The 14660-nt window shown below is 72.6% G+C and carries 10 protein-coding genes; 2 read left to right on the top strand and 8 right to left on the bottom strand.

Annotation, left to right across the window (positions count from 1 at the left end; all coding sequences use genetic code 11):
- Positions 1 to 41: 41 nt before the first annotated feature.
- Both ACTMTJ_RS13360 and ACTMTJ_RS13365 read right to left on the bottom strand, forming a co-directional pair.
- Positions 42 to 491: a hypothetical protein gene (locus ACTMTJ_RS13360; protein ID WP_441216667.1), complete on the bottom strand. Its 450-nt coding sequence runs from the start codon at positions 489 to 491 to the stop codon at positions 42 to 44.
- Positions 492 to 628: 137 nt separating this feature from the next.
- Complete coding sequence (locus ACTMTJ_RS13365; RefSeq protein WP_441216668.1) at positions 629 to 1342, bottom strand: MerR family transcriptional regulator; 714 nt, start codon at positions 1340 to 1342, stop codon at positions 629 to 631.
- A 100-nt stretch (positions 1343 to 1442) separates the two neighbouring features.
- On the opposite strand from ACTMTJ_RS13365, the gene uvrA reads away from it, so the two are divergent.
- Complete coding sequence (gene uvrA / locus ACTMTJ_RS13370; protein ID WP_441216669.1) at positions 1443 to 3956, top strand: excinuclease ABC subunit UvrA; 2514 nt, start codon at positions 1443 to 1445, stop codon at positions 3954 to 3956.
- On the top strand, positions 3953 to 4852 hold the full coding sequence (locus ACTMTJ_RS13375; protein WP_441216670.1) for an SMP-30/gluconolactonase/LRE family protein: 900 nt from the start codon (positions 3953 to 3955) through the stop codon (positions 4850 to 4852). Before uvrA ends, ACTMTJ_RS13375 begins: the two co-directional genes overlap by 4 nt.
- A gap of 47 nt (positions 4853 to 4899) precedes the next feature.
- On the opposite strand, the gene ACTMTJ_RS13380 is transcribed toward ACTMTJ_RS13375, so the two are convergent.
- From ACTMTJ_RS13380 to ACTMTJ_RS13405, 6 genes are read right to left on the bottom strand one after another with little or no spacing between them, the layout of a single operon-like run.
- Positions 4900 to 7227: an AbfB domain-containing protein gene (locus ACTMTJ_RS13380; protein WP_441216671.1), complete on the bottom strand. Its 2328-nt coding sequence runs from the start codon at positions 7225 to 7227 to the stop codon at positions 4900 to 4902.
- An 11-nt stretch (positions 7228 to 7238) separates the two neighbouring features.
- On the bottom strand, positions 7239 to 10052 hold the full coding sequence (locus ACTMTJ_RS13385; RefSeq protein WP_441216672.1) for an RICIN domain-containing protein: 2814 nt from the start codon (positions 10050 to 10052) through the stop codon (positions 7239 to 7241).
- 52 nt (positions 10053 to 10104) lie between these two features.
- A complete protein-coding gene (locus tag ACTMTJ_RS13390; protein WP_441216673.1) occupies positions 10105 to 11094 on the bottom strand; it encodes an ABC transporter permease in 990 nt (329 codons plus the stop codon).
- Complete coding sequence (locus ACTMTJ_RS13395) at positions 11091 to 12062, bottom strand: ABC transporter permease (protein ID WP_441216674.1); 972 nt, start codon at positions 12060 to 12062, stop codon at positions 11091 to 11093. Before ACTMTJ_RS13395 ends, ACTMTJ_RS13390 begins: the two co-directional genes overlap by 4 nt.
- The gene (locus tag ACTMTJ_RS13400; protein ID WP_441216675.1) at positions 12055 to 13587 is read right to left on the bottom strand and encodes a sugar ABC transporter ATP-binding protein; all 1533 of its coding nucleotides are present in this window, start codon (positions 13585 to 13587) and stop codon (positions 12055 to 12057) included. Before ACTMTJ_RS13400 ends, ACTMTJ_RS13395 begins: the two co-directional genes overlap by 8 nt.
- The gene (locus tag ACTMTJ_RS13405; RefSeq protein WP_441216676.1) at positions 13587 to 14651 is read right to left on the bottom strand and encodes an ABC transporter substrate-binding protein; all 1065 of its coding nucleotides are present in this window, start codon (positions 14649 to 14651) and stop codon (positions 13587 to 13589) included. Before ACTMTJ_RS13405 ends, ACTMTJ_RS13400 begins: the two co-directional genes overlap by 1 nt.
- Positions 14652 to 14660: the final 9 nt, after the last annotated feature.

A 14660-nucleotide genomic window follows, 5' to 3' on the forward strand; every position in this document is an offset into this window, starting at 1 on the left:
CAGCCCAGGACCGAACCGCCGGCGCCCGGCCGGGCCGGTGGTCAGCCCAGGACCGAGCCGCTGGCGCTCGCCGTGCCGACGCCCGACGTGCTGCCGCGGGCGGTGCCCACGACCTGGCCGTTGAAGATGGCCCGCACGTCGACGTTGCCCTTGCCGTGGATCACCTCGACCCGCCACGTGTGCCGCAGGCCGTCGGAGGGCACGTCGATCGACATCCGCCAGGGCAGCTTCACGGTGTTCACCTTCGTGGGCTTGCCGTCCAGCGCGTAGGTGAGCGACGTGACCCGGGCGGTGCCGGTCGCGGTGACGACCAGGATGTGCGGCTGCCGGGCCGCGGGCGTGGACGGGGCCGCCGAGGCGCTCGGCGAGGAAGCGGCCACGCTGGGCGGGTCCGCCGCGGCGGGCGGCTCGCCGGCGTCGTCGCCGCCGCATCCCGCGGCCAGGAGGACCACGGCGGCGGCGGTGGGGACAAGTCGGGCTATAGGCGGCATGCGCCACACCCTATCCACCGGCCGCCACCCCGGCGATCTTGCGCCCGCCGGGCGGCGGGGTCCGGCGGAGCGGAGCGGCCGCGGCCGGCCACCGTGACCTGGATGTCCGGCACGAGGTCGCGGTCGCCGAGGGCGGCTCACGCGCTGGGCTCGGCGGGTCGGCTCTCCGCGGTGGGCGACACGAGGTGGCTCAGGTGGGCGGCGCCGTCCAGGAGGGCGGCCGAGCGGCGGGTCAGCTCGGCCTGGCGGCCGGCGACGGCCTCGCGCAGCGCAGCGCTGCTCCCGGTGCGGCGCAGGCCGTCGAGGATGGGGCCGATCCGCGGCAGCGGGTACCAGCTCTGGCGCAGCATCCGGATCATCCGCGCGTCCCGCACCTCCGCCGGGCCGTAGCGGCGGTATCCGGTGACCCGCTCGCGGCGCGGCGCCAGCAGGCCGGCCGCCTCCCACACGCGCAACGCCGACGTCCGCACGCCGAGCTGGGCGGCCAGCTCGCCCACGCTCAGCTCCGGCCCGCCGGCGTCCGCCGGGACCGGAGGGACCGCCTCCAGCGCGGCGGCCGTGGTCTGTAGCGCGACGCGTTCCTGGTGCAGGGCGGCGTGGCCGGCGTCCATCAGCGCGAGCGCCCGCGGCACCTCGCCGGCCAGCACCGCGCGCATGATGGCGCGCGCCGGCTCCGGGCCGTGGCCGGCCGCCAGGCCGCGGTAGGCGAGCACCGCGCGCAGGTGGCGCTCGTCGAAGGTGCGGTAGCCGCTGCCGGTGCGGGGCACCGGGGGCAGCACGCCGGCGTCCTCGTAGTTGCGGATCTGCTGGGTCGAGACGCCCGCCGCGCGCGCCAGGTCGACCGTCCGCACGCCACCGCCTCCTTCACCACGGGAGTTGAGGGTTGGTGCACAGCATACGGCCACTTTTCGCGAAAACCCTCTACAGGAGCTTCAATGAGAGACTTTAAGCATGGAATGGATCACGGTTACCGGGGCGCGGCTGCACAACCTCAAGAACGTCACGCTGGCCGTACCCAAGCGGAAGCTCGTCGTCCTCACCGGACTGTCCGGCTCGGGCAAGTCCACTCTCGCGCTCGACACCCTGCACCGGGAAGGGCAGCGGCAGTACATGGAGTCGCTGGGCATGGTGACCGCGTTCGTGAGCAAGCCGGCCGTCGACTCGATCACCGGGCTCTCCCCCTCGATCAGCATCGACCAGCACCTCACCAACCGCAGCCCGCGTTCCACCGTGGGCACCGCCACCGAGGTGTTCACCTACCTGCGGCTGCTCTGGGCCCGGATCGGCCACCGGCCGTGTCCGGAGTGCGGCGGCGACGTGCCGCCGGCGTACGACGTGGCCAGCGACGACGACTGGGACGAGGCGGACGCCGGCGCGCTGCCCTGCCCGCACTGCGCGGCGCCGGTGCCCGGCCTGGTGATGGGCGACTTCTCGTTCAACAAGCCGGCCGGCGCCTGCCCCACCTGCACCGGCATCGGCACCGTGCACCGCGCGGCGGCCGACCGCCTGGTGGACGAGGAGCGCGGCGTCGAGGCGGGCGCGGTGCGCGGCTGGCCGCCGGCGCTCGTCGAGCACAACGTCCGGGTCCTGCGGGCCGCGGCCCACCACTACGGCTTCGCGTTCTCCCCCGCCGTGCCGGTCAAGGACCTCGCGCCGGCCGCCCGCGACCTGCTGCTGCACGGCGTCGGCTCGGCGGAGTTCGGCCGGTACTTCCCGGACACGCCGCCACCCGCGACGGCCGCCAAGGGCCGCTTCGAGGGGGTGCTGACGAACGTGCTGCGCCGGTACGCGGACCGGATCGAGGACACCGCATACCGGGAGAAGATGGAGCAGGTGCTCACCACCGAGACCTGCCCGGACTGCGCGGGCACCCGGCTGCGGCCGGAGAGCCGCCGGGTCACCGTCGCCGGACTGTCCATCGTGGACGCGACCCGGATGCCGCTGGACGGCCTCGCCGCGTGGATCTCCACGATCGGCGCGGCCGCCGGCGAGGAGGAGCGGCGCTTCGCCGAGCCGGTCGTCGAGGACCTCCGGGAGCGGGTGCGGCGCCTGGTCGACGTGGGCGTGGAGTACCTGACGCTGGACCGCTCGACGCCCACCCTCTCGGCCGGCGAGGCGCAGCGGCTGCGGCTGGCCGCGCTGCTCGGCTCCGGGCTCACCGGCGTGCTGTACGTGCTCGACGAGCCCACCATCGGCCTGCACCCGGCGGACACCGAGCGGCTCGTCGAGGTGCTGCGGCGGCTGCGGGACCTCGGCAACACCGTCCTGGTCATCGAGCACGACCTCGACGTGCTGCGCGCCGCCGACCACATCGTCGACGTCGGGCCCGGGGCGGGACGCGACGGCGGGCGGATGGTCGCCGCCGGTACCCCGGAAGAGGTGGCCGCCACCGCGGGCTCGGTGACCGGCGACCACCTCGCGGGCCGGCGGAGCGTGCCGGTGCCCGCGGCCCGGCGGGTGCCCGGCGACCGCGCCCTGGTGGTCCGCGGCGCCCGCGCCCACAACCTCAAGGACGTCACCGTGCGGCTGCCGCTCGGCGTGCTCGTCGCGGTGACCGGCCCGTCCGGCTCGGGCAAGTCGTCGCTGCTGCTCGACGTGCTCGACCGGGCCGCCCGGCGGCACTTCCACGGCGCCGGCGACCCGCCCGGCCCGCACGACGGCATCGACGGGTGGGAGCACCTGGACAAGGTGGTGACCATCGACCAGCAGGCGATCGGCCGGGTGCCCCGGTCGAACGCGGCGACCTACTCGGACCTGTTCACGCCGATCCGGGAGGCGTTCGCGGCGACCGCCGGCGCGCGGGACGGCAAGCTGACCGCCGGGCACTTCTCGTTCAACGTGGCGGGTGGGCGGTGCGAGCGGTGCACCGGCGCGGGTGTGCTCAGCGTCTCGATGCACTTCCTGCCGGCGGTGGAGGTACGCTGCCCGTCCTGCCGGGGGCGGCGCTTCAACCGGCGGGTGCTCGCCGTGAAGTACCGGGGCCACGACATCGCCGAGGCGCTCGACATGACCGTCGCGGACGCCCTCGACGTCTTCGCGGACGTGCCCGGCGCGGCCACCCGGCTGCGGCTGCTCGCCGACGTCGGGCTCGGCTACCTGCCGCTGGGGCAGCCGGCGACCACGCTGTCCGGTGGCGAGGCGCAGCGGATCAAGCTGGCCAAGGAGCTGGCCCGCAGGGCGACCGGGCGGACGCTGTACCTGCTGGACGAGCCGACGACCGGGCTGCATCCGGCGGACACGGCCCGGCTGCTCGGCGTGCTCCAGCGGCTCGTCGACGCCGGCAACACGGTGCTCACCATCGAGCACGACCTCGACGTCGTCCGCGCCGCCGACTGGGTGGTCGACCTCGGGCCCGGTGGCGGCTCCGCGGGCGGCGAGGTGGTCGCCGAGGGTCCGCCCGAGCGGATCGCGGCCAGTGGGTCGCGGACCGGGAAGTACCTGGGCATGGCAGGCTCGCACGCATGAGCGAGTTGATCGAGGCACGCTTCGAGATCCTGGACGAGCGCTTCGCCGGCTACGGCGGCGACGCCTACCTCACCCGGCTGCACACCGGCGGCCGCTGGCTGGAGGGGCCGGCGTACTTCGCCGCCGGGCGCTACCTCGTCTTCAGCGACATCCCCAACGACCAGATCCTGCGGTGGGACGAGACGACCGGCGCGGTCGGCGTCTTCCGCGCACCGTCCGGGTACGCCAACGGCAACACCGTCGACCGGCACGGCCGCCTGGTCACCTGCGAGCACGGCAACCGGCGGGTGACCCGCACCGAGCACGACGGCTCGGTCACCGTGCTCGCCGACCGCTACCGGGGCCAGCGGCTCAACAGCCCCAACGACGTGGTGGAGCGGGCGGACGGCTCGATCTGGTTCACCGACCCGAGCTACGGCATCGACAGCGACTACGAGGGATACAAGTCGGAGAGCGAGATCGACGCCTGCAACGTCTACCGGGTCGACCCGTCGAGCGGCGAGGTGCGGCTCGTCGCCGGCGACTTCGTGCGGCCGAACGGGCTGGCGTTCACATTGGACGAGCGCCGGCTGTACATCGTGGACACCCGGGAGAAGCACGTGCGGGTGTTCGACGTAGGCGACTCCGGCGACCTGCGGGGCGGCGAGGTCTTCGCCACCTGCACCGCCGGCAGCTTCGACGGGATGCGCCTGGACCACCGCGGCAACGTGTGGGTCTCCGCGCACGACGGCGTGCACGTCTTCGCGCCGGACGGCACGCTCATCGGCAAGCTGCTGGTGCCGGAGATCGTCTCCAACCTGACGTTCGGCGGGCCGCGCCGCAACGACCTGTTCGTCACCGCCACCAGCGCCGTGTACACGCTGCGGGTCAACGTCACGGCCGGCCGCTACCCGTAGGAGAGGCCCGCCGCCCCGGTCACCAGCCGGGGCGGCGGGCGGTCACCCTAGGGCGCCCAGGGCGCGACGACGTTCCACGTCGCGTCGGCGGCCCATGGCGTGGGTGAGTTCCAGGCGGCGCCGCCCGCGCCGTCGCTCATCCACACCTCCGCGTTCGCGTGCCGCAGGTACGAGCCGCGGTAGTTGTACGACTCCAGCGAGACGCCGCTCCCGGTCAGCCCGCCGCGGGCACACCAGGTCGCGTCCGCCCGCAGCAGCGCGCTGCCGTCGTCGACCGAGTTTCGCACCCGCGAGTCGGCGTGCCGCAGGAACTGTCCGGGGAAGTTGACCGACTCGAACGAGTAGCAGCTCCCGTCGGCGAGGCCGGCCCGCACGGTGTACGTGGCGTCGTTCTTCAGCGGCGCGGGGCTGGCCCCGTCGACCACGTCCGTGTACGCCAGGCTGTTCTGGTGCCGCAGGTACCGGTTGGTGAAGCCGGGCGTGGTGACCTGGAACGAGACCCGGCCGCCTACCGGCAGCTGCACGCGCGCGGTGCTCGGCAGGGCGCGGGACGCGTCGATCAGCGCCTGGTTGGCCGCCCGCACCCGGGCCTGGTCCATCTTGACCACCTGCCGGTCGTACGTCAGGAAGCCGTTGAGCTCGCCCTCCAGGTCGGTGATCTCGGTGTAGACCGCGGCGCTCAGGCCCTTGCCGATCATCAGGTTTCGCACGCCCTGCACGAGGCCGACGTACCGGTTGGTGAGCGCGGTCGCGTCGGTCTGCCACTCGTACGCGAAGAAGCCGCCGCTCGGGCTCCACTCGTGGCCGGGCGTGTGCAGGCCGAGCCCGCCGAACTCGCCGAGCACCGCGACCCGCGTCGCGGACGGCAGCGGCGAGGCGGGCCCGAGGTACATGTGCCAGTCGTCGATGTCGCCGTTGCCCGGGTTGCCCAGCGACTGGCAGCAGTTGTGCCCACTGTGGACGTTGACCAGGCGGGTCGGGTCCTGGCTCTTGACCGCGTTGCCGACCCGCTGGGTGTCGGCGAGGGCCCGCTCGCCCCAGCCCTCGTTGTACACCGTGTACGCGACGACCGACGGCGAGCTACGGTGCTCGTCGACGATCTCCCGCGCCTCCGCCTCGAACTGCGCCTGCTGGGCGTTGTCGGCGTTGACGTCCTGCGCGGTCAGCGACGGGATGTCCTGCCAGACCAGCAGCCCGAGCCGGTCGGCGTGGTAGAACCACCGCTGCGGCTCCACCTTGATGTGCTTGCGCACCATGTTGAAGCCAAGGTCCTTGTGCTTCTGGAGGTCGAAGGCGAGGGCCGCGTCGGTGGGCGCGGTGTAGACGCCGTCCGGCCAGTACCCCTGGTCGAGGGTGCCGGTCTGGAAGACGAACTGTCCGTTGAGCAGTGGCCGGAGCACGCCGTTGACCATGCCGACGCCGACCTGCCGCATGCCGAAGTAGTGCGTGGTCCGGTCCACCGTGGACCCGGAGCCGTTGCGCAGGCTGACCCGCAGGTTGTAGAGGAACGGGTCGTCCGGCGTCCAGCGGCGGGCGTTCGGCACCGGCACGGCGAACTCGGCGAAGCCGCCGGTCGCGCTCCCGACCACCGTGGCGCCGTTGAGCGCCTCGGCGAGCACGCTGTGACCGGTCACGTCACCGCGGGTGAAAACCCGCACCCGGATCGTGTTGTTGGCGAGGTTGGGGTACAGGTCGACCCGGCTGATCGACGAGACCGGGGTCGGCTCCAGCCACACCGTCTGCCAGATGCCGGAGCTGGGCGTGTAGAAGATGCCGTTGGGCGTCTTGGTCTGCTTGCCGATCGGCGGCAGGCTGCCGTTCTGGCGGGTGTCGCTCGGGTCCCACACCTTCACGACGACCTCGTTGGTGCCGCCGTTGAGCTGCGGCGTGACGTCGAAGGTGAACGCGTCGTAGCCGCCGCTGTGCGTGCCGACCTGCGTGCCGTTGACCCACACGGTGGCCTGCCAGTCGACGGCGCCGAAATGCAGCTGCACCCGCCGGCCGGACCAGCCCGCCGGCACCGTGAACGTGCGGCGGTAGAACAGGTAGTTGCGGTTGTCGTTGGCCGCGCGCATCACGCCGGACAGCGCCGACTCGACCGGAAACGGCACGTTGACGCGCTCGGGCAGGGTGGTGTTGAACTGCGGGGCGTCGTTGGTGGCCGACTGGCGCAGCTGCCACTCGCCGTTGAGGTTGAGCCAGTCGGGGCGGGTCATCTGCGGGCGGGGGTACTCGGGCAGGGGTGTGCCGTTGAGTGCCTGGGCGGTCCAGGGGGTCGTGAGGGGCGGGGTCTTGGCGGGTGCGGCCTGCGCGGGCGAGGGGATGGCCAGCAGGCCGGCCACCAGGATCATGACGGCGGGCAGGGGTCGTCTCATGGGGGCCGTCCTTAGAGGATCAACCAGTCGTGGTCGGGGGTGCCGTTGTCCTGGAACTGCTCCACGTTGGCCGAGTCCAGCGTGGACATGTCGTGTACGGCGAGAACCTTGCCGCTGTGCCTGTTCTGGATCCGGACGGTGCCCGGCCCGCCGGCGACCACGCGCAGCCGCCACTGGTGGTCCGCGGTGCCGTTGTCGTCGAACTGCACCACCTGCGCCGAGTCCGCGGTGGACATGCCGGCGACGCCGAGCACCTTTCCGGAGTGCTGGTTGCGGATCCGGTACCAGCCGTCCCCGTCGGGCAGGAACGCCCAGACGTGGTCGGCGCCACCGGTGTCCGCGTACTGCTGGACCCGCGCGGAGTTCACTGTGGACGTGCCCTCCACCGCGAGCACCTTCCCCGAGTGCCCGTTCAGGATCTTGACCGGGCCGTCGGGTACGAGCCGCCACTCGTGGTCGGCGGTCCCGTTGTCGTCGAACTGCACCACCTGCGCGGAGTCCGCCGTGGACATGCCGGTGACGCCGATCACCTTGCCGCTGTTGGCGTTGCGCAGGCGGAAGTGGCCGTCGCCGCTGTCGACGAGCTGCCACCTCTGATCCGCCGAACCCACATCGGCGAACTGCTGCACGCGGGCCGAGTTCGCCGTGGACATCCCCTCCACGGCGAGCACCTTGCCCGAGTTGGCGCACTGGAGCTTCACGTACCCGCCACCGGCGTCGACGATCCGCCAGAGGTGGTCGGCGGTGCCGCTGTCGGCGAACTGCACCACGTTCGCCGAGTCGCCGTGTGACATGCCGTCGACGCCGAGCACCTTGCCCGAGTGCTTGTTCCAGATCCGGAAGGCGGCACCCGGGCGCTGCCACGCGCGGGTGCCGCCGGTCTGCGGGAAGCTCGTGATCCGCAGCCGGGCCGCGCCCATCGGGATGAGCGTGACCTGCTCGACCGGCGCGGTCGAGGCGACCGGGCCGTCCTGGAGCGGGGCGACCACCCGCTGCTGGTCGGCCTGCCAGGCGGCGATCCGCTGCCCGCTGGTGGTCAACCGCACCGGCGCGTTCGGGACCGTGAACGGGTCGGTGAGGCTGCCGCCGCCGGACGTGACCGTGACCGCGGCGCCCGGCACGAGCCCGTAGTTCCACGGCGAGCCGGCGTGCACGTCGTACTCCGGGAACTGGTCGGTGCCGCCGGTACGGGCCCACTGCTCGGTGATCCGCAGCGAGAAGGCGAGCGCGCCATAGTGGACGGACGCCGCGCCGTGCTGCCGCGGCCAGGTGCGCACGACCGGCCGCATCGGCAGCCGCAGGGTGATGGTGTCGCCGTCGCGCCAGGTGCGGTGGACGGTCACGTAGCGCGGGCCGGGGCCGGCGGCCACGACCGCGCCGTTGATCCGCAGCTCGGGATCGAGGCACCAGCCGGGGATCCGCATCGAGAACGGGAAGCCGACGGCGGACGGCGCGCGGAGCCGGAACGTGACCGTGTCGCCGAACGGGTAGGCGGTGTCCTCCGTGACGGTGACGGAGACCCCGGTGCCCACGCGGGCCGTCACCGTCGACGGGCCGAGCAGCGCCGCGCACAGGCCGCCGTCCGGGGTGGACAGCCACATCTCCTCCACGTAGTACGGCCAGCCCATGCCGTAGTTGTGCGGGCAGCAGCGGTACCGTTCGATCCCGGGCCGGTAGGACTGCATCTCGAACGGGTTGTCGAACTGCCCCTGCGTCTTCGGCACGTTGTCCAGGTCGACGCTGTTGGCGCTGGTGACGTAGTGCACCGCCCGGCCGGACGGGTCGAGCGCGGCGGGCAGCGAGTTGAACGCGAGCTCCTCGGTGCGGTCGCCCCACACCGGGTCGCCGGTGATCCGGGTGAGGATCTCGTGGCTGAGCATGTACTCGACGATCCCGCAGGTCTCGAACCCCTGCCGCGGGTCGACCAGCGCGGGCCGCATGTTCTCGTCGCCGGCGAAGCCGCCGCCGGGAAACTGCCCGTAGTCGCGCTGGATGGCGTCGTAGAGGCCGTAGGTGGCCGCCCGGTCGCCGTCCACACCGGACAGCACCCAGTACTGCGCCGGTTCGCGGAAGCCCTGCGCGACGTTGACGTTGTGCCGGTTGGGCAGCCCGGCGCGCCAGCTGGGCGAGTTGGCGTGGATCTTGCGCACGAGGTCGAGCAGGAACGCGGCGCCGGTGCGGTTGTAGAGCCAGTAGACGACGTCGATCGTGTCGCCCCAGCGCCAGGCGCCCCAGCTGTACCCGAAGACGGCGGTGGGCTGCGCGTCCAGGTACCGGAAGAAGCGGGTCAGGAACGGGTCGACCCGCGGGTCACCGGTGTACTCGGCGTGCGAGCGGAGGGCGGCGAGCATCGGCATGTGCGGCCACAGGTCGGGGTGGCCGGCGGGCGTGGTGCGCAGCGCGTCCGGGCCGAAGAAGCCGTCCGCCGCCTGGGTCGCGATGACCCCGTTCATCCAGCGGCGGGCGGCCGCCAGCACGGTCGGGTCGCCGGTGACGTAGCCGAGGTCGACGTACCCGCGCAACCAGTACGGCACCTCCTCCCAGCCGCCGAGCGCCGGGTTGGTCCAGCCGGTGCCGTCGTACCGCAGGTAGCGGGACACCTCGGCGAGGCGCCCGTTGAGGCCGTTCACCTGCTTGGCCAACTGAGTGCTCAACCAGCCCCGGGCGCGGACCGCGCCGGGTGGCAGGCGGAGGAACGCGGCCGGGCGCAGCGGGGCCCGGTTGGCGAGGTAGTGGGTGGCGGCGGACGCGGGCGCGCCCGGGACGGCCGCGGCGACGGCGGCGCCGCCCGCGACCGCCAGCAGATGACGTCGACGGATTGACATGTCCAGATCCCTTCGGGGTAGAGCTCCGCCCGTGCGGCGGGCGGAGATCGGGTCAGGACAGGCGCTGGGCACGGTGCAGCAGCCGCTGCACCACGACGACGAGCGCGAGGAAGGCACCGCTTACCACCTGCTGGAACGAGGAGGTGAGGGTGCCGACCTGGTTGATGAGGCTCTGGATGACGCCGAGCAGCAGCACGCCGGCCATCGTGCCGGTGAGCCCGCCGGCGCCGCCGGTCAGCAGGGTGCCGCCGATGACGACGGCGGCGATGACGTCGAGCTCCAGCCCGGCGCCGAGGATGGTGACGCCGGAGGAGAGCCGGGCCGCGTTGAGCGCGCCGGCGAGGCCGGCCAGGAGCCCCGAGACGAGGTACACCGTGGCCTTCACCCGCGCCACGGGCACGCCCATCAGCGCGGCCGCCTCCTCGCTGCCGCCGATCGCGTACACGGTCTGCCCGAAACCGGTGCGCTGCAACAGGATCGCGCCCACCACGAACAGGCCGAGCGTGATGTACACCGGCACGGTCAGGCCGAGGAACGACGCCTGGCCCAGCGAGGCGAACGCGTCGGACTCGACGAGGTAGGTGTTGGCGCCCTCGCCGGACACGGCGAGCATGAGCCCGCGCATGCCGAGCAGCCCGGCGAGCGTGACGATGAACGGCGCCATCCCGGTCCGCGCGATGATCAGCCCTTGGAGCAGGCCGATGGCGCCGCAGACGGCGAGCGGCAGCAGGAGCGCGACGAGCACGCCGTACCGCGAGCCGTAGGCGGCGAGCACGCCGGCGAGCACGAACGACGACCCGACCGACAGGTCGATGCCGCCGCTGATGATCACGAACGTCATGCCGATCGCGATGATGGCGACGAACGAGGAGGAGACCGCGATGTTCGCCGCGTTCCGCGGGGTGGCGAACGAGTCGAACGCGATCCCTCCGATGAGGACGGTCGCGGCGAGCACCATGAGCGCGCCGTGGTGCTGGAGGATCTGGCTGGCCCGCTCGCCCCGGGCCGGCGCGGCCGGAGCCGCCTCGACGGTCGTCGTCACTTCTTCCTCCCCCGAGCGGCGTAGACGGCGGCCAGGATGATGACGGCCTGCACCATCTGGGTCCAGGACTGCGGCAGGTTGTGCTTGATGAGCGTCGCTTGGAGCAGCTGGATGAGCAGCGCGCCCATCACCGTGCCGAGCACCCGCACCCGCCCGCCGGTGAGCGGGGTGCCGCCGACCACCACGGCCGTGATGGCGGACAGCTCCATGAGCAGGCCGAGCGAGGTGGGGTCGCTGGCCTGGAGCCGGGCCGTGGCGAGCACGCCGGCGATCGCCGCGAGCAGTCCACTCAGGACGTACACGGTGACGAGGATGCGCCGTACCGGGAGGCCGGAGAGCTTGGCGGCGGCCCGGTTGCCGCCGACGGCGACGAGCTGGCGGCCGAAGATGGTGCGCTTCACGACGAACGCCACGACGGCGGTGAGCGCCGCCGCGATGATCACCACGAGCGGCAGGCCGAGGACCGAGCGGCTGCCGAGCGTGATGAGCGTGGGGTTGCGAAACTCGGTGAGCTGCGGGACGAGCACGTTGGCCAGGCCGCGGACGCCGACCAGCAACGCCAGCGTGGCGACGATCGGCTGCACCCCGGCGTAGGCGACCAGCGCTCCCCCGCCCGCGCCGACCACCGCCCCGGCCACCAGCGCGGCGACGATCGCGACCGGCGCGCCGTAGCCGAGGTAGAGCACCACCATCGCCGACGACAGCGCCATCACCGAGCCGACCGACAGGTCGATCCCCTCGGTGCCGATGACCAGCGCCATGCCCAGCGCGGTGATGACGATCGGGGCGACCTGGATGAGCTGGGTGCGGAAGTTGGCGACCTCCAGGAAGTGCGGGGTGAACGCCACGTTGAACAGCAGCAGCGCGAGCACCGAGGCGTAGACCCCGTACCGCTGGAGCCAGGCCAGCACGCGGGTGCGGCTCCCGAGCGGCTGCGGGAGGGCCGCCGCCGCCGTCGTCTCAGCCATCGACCCCTCCCCCGTCCGCGATCGCGTTCATGATCGCCTCTTCGGTCACCTCCGCGCCGAGGAGCTCTCCGACGACCACCCCGTCGCGCAGCACCACGACCCGGTCCGAGCCCTCGACCAGCTCCTCCAGGTCGGAGGAGATGAGCAGCACGCCGAGCCCTTCGGCCGCCAGCTCGTCGATCAGCGCCTGCACCTCGGCCTTGGCGCCGACGTCGATGCCCCGGGTCGGCTCGTCGAGCAGCAGCACCTTGGCGCCGGTGGCGAGCGAACGGGCCAGCAGCACCTTCTGCTGGTTGCCGCCGGACAGCTCGGAGACCAGCTGGTGCGGGCTGGTCGCCTTGATGCGCAGCCGCTTCATCAGCGTCGCGACCACCCGGTCGACCCGGGCCTCGGAGACGATCCCGGCCCGGGAGAGGCGGGGCAGCGCGGCGAGCGCGATGTTGTCGCGGACCGACATCGTCGGCACGATCCCCTCGGCCTTGCGGTCTTCGGGCAGCAGGCTGGCGCCGGCCCGGATGGCCGCCGCCGGCGAGCCCTTGCGCACCGGGTGGCCTGCCACGACCACCGCCCCGCCGTCGAACGGCAGCGCGCCGGCGATCGCCTTCGCGGTCTCGCTGCGCCCGGCGCCGAGCAGCCCGCCAAGGCCGACGACCTCGCCGGGGCGTACCCGGACGGAGACGTCGTGGAGCTGATGGCGCCGGGACAGCGCGCGGGCCTCGACCACCGGCTGCCCGTTCTTGGCGGCGTGCTCACCGGAGAACTCGGTCTGGCCACGCAGCCGCACGTCGGTGGTGTCGCGGCCGAGCATGAGCGCGATCAGCTTGACCCGCTCCAGCTCGTCGAGCGGGCCGGAGTGCGCCACCCGCCCGTCCCGCAGCACGGTCACCCGGTCGCAGATCCGGTACAGCTCCTCGAGGCGGTGGCTGACGTACACCACCGCGATGCCGTCGGCGCGCAGCCGGGCGATCACCCCGAAGAGGGTGTCGACCTCGCGCGGTTCGAGGGCGGAGGTGGGCTCGTCCATGATGACCACGCGCGCGTCGACCGAGACCGCGCGGGCCAGCGCCACCATCTGCTGCGCGCCCATGCCGAGCGAGCGCAAACTGCGGCGCACGTCAAGTTTCAGTCCCAGGCTGGTCAGGACCTCGGCGGCGCGCGCGTGGAGACCGGTCACGTCGATGACCCCGAGCCGGCCGCGCGGCTCGCGGCCGAGCAGCAGGTTGTGCGCCACGCTCATCTGCGGGACGAGGTTGACCTCCTGGTAGATGGTGGAGATCCCGGCGCGCTGCGCTTCGAAGGGCGTGCCGAACGACACCGGCCCACCGTGCAGGCGGAGCTCCCCCCGGTCCGGCTGGTGCACTCCGGTCAGGACCTTGATGAGGGTGGACTTGCCGGCGCCGTTCTCGCCGACCAGGGCGTGCACCTCGCCCGCGCCGAGGGCGAAGGAGACGCCGTCCAGGGCGAGGACGCCGGGGAACCCTTTTGAGATTCCCCGGGCCTCGAGTACGGGAGTCGCGCCGTTCATCAGTACGCGTGCCCCAGGCTGTCCTTGGCGTTCGCCGTGGTGTACTCCCGGTCGCTGATGATGGTGGTGGCCGGGATGGCCTCGCCGGCGACGAACTTCTGGGCGGTCTGGAAGGCGAGCGGCCCGAAGCGCGGGTTGGACTCGATCACCGAGTACAGCCAGCCGTCCACGATCCCCTGCACGGCCGCGCGGGTGCCGTCGATCGACACGATCTTGACCTGCCCGGCGGTCTTGCCCGCGCCCTTCAGCGCGGTCACCGCGCCGAGCGCCATCTCGTCGTTCTCCGCGTAGATCCCGCTCGTGGTCGGCCGGGACTGGATCAGCTGCTCGGTGACCTGCTGGCCCTTCTCGCGGGTGAACTCGCCGGTCTGTTCAAAAGTGATCTTGATGTTGGGCGCCTTCTCCGCGATCCGGTCCTTGAAGCCGGCGGTGCGGTCGGTGGTGACGTTGTTGCCCGGCGCGCCGAGCAGGATCGCCACCTCGCCGGTGCCGTCGAGGGCCGCGATCATCTGGTCGGCGGCCCGCTTGCCCTGCTCGTAGAAGTCCGAGCCGATGAACGTGAGGTAGTCCGTGCACGGCTTGGCGTTGATCTTCCGGTCGATGGTGATGATCGGGATCTTCTTCTCCGCCGCCTGCTTGAGCACCGGCTCCCAGCCGTCGGAGTTGAGCGGGGCGATGACCAGCAGCTTCGCGCCCTGCGCGATGAGCTGCTGCACGTCCGAGATCTGCTTGGAGAACTGGGACTGCGCGTTGGTGACCCGCAGGTTGGCCACGCCCAGCGCCTTCGCCTCATCCTTGATCGACTGGGTCTCGGCGATCCGGAACGGGTTGGCCTCCTTCTCCGACTGGGAGAAGCCGACCGTCGCCGTCTTCACGTCGAACGCCTGGCCGCCGAAGGCCTGGAGCGTGCAGGTGGGGCCGTCGGCCGCGGCGCTCTGCGCCACCTGCTGGCCCTCGCTGCCCACCGGAGCCGGTGTATCGGAGGTGTCCTCGCCCCTGGCACACGCGCCGGTCGCGAGGAGGGCGGCCATCGCGAGCGCCGCCCATCCACGTGTTCTGGCCATGGTGATCCT

This window comes from Phytohabitans sp. LJ34 (assembly GCF_052068095.1).
GTDB lineage: Bacteria > Actinomycetota > Actinomycetes > Mycobacteriales > Micromonosporaceae > Phytohabitans.

Bases quoted from the DNA above. Each gene is read 5' to 3' on its own strand.
- ACTMTJ_RS13360 (WP_441216667.1), bottom strand. From the start codon at position 491: ATGCCGCCTATAGCCCGACTTGTCCCCACCGCCGCCGCCGTGGTCCTC.
- ACTMTJ_RS13385 (WP_441216672.1), bottom strand. From the start codon at position 10,052: ATGTCAATCCGTCGACGTCATCTGCTGGCGGTCGCGGGCGGCGCCGCC.
- ACTMTJ_RS13400 (WP_441216675.1), bottom strand. From the start codon at position 13,587: ATGAACGGCGCGACTCCCGTACTCGAGGCCCGGGGAATCTCAAAAGGG.
- ACTMTJ_RS13375 (WP_441216670.1), top strand. From the start codon at position 3,953: ATGAGCGAGTTGATCGAGGCACGCTTCGAGATCCTGGACGAGCGCTTC.
- ACTMTJ_RS13405 (WP_441216676.1), bottom strand. From the start codon at position 14,651: ATGGCCAGAACACGTGGATGGGCGGCGCTCGCGATGGCCGCCCTCCTC.
- ACTMTJ_RS13395 (WP_441216674.1), bottom strand. From the start codon at position 12,062: ATGGCTGAGACGACGGCGGCGGCGGCCCTCCCGCAGCCGCTCGGGAGC.
- ACTMTJ_RS13380 (WP_441216671.1), bottom strand. From the start codon at position 7,227: ATGAGACGACCCCTGCCCGCCGTCATGATCCTGGTGGCCGGCCTGCTG.
- uvrA (WP_441216669.1), top strand. From the start codon at position 1,443: ATGGAATGGATCACGGTTACCGGGGCGCGGCTGCACAACCTCAAGAAC.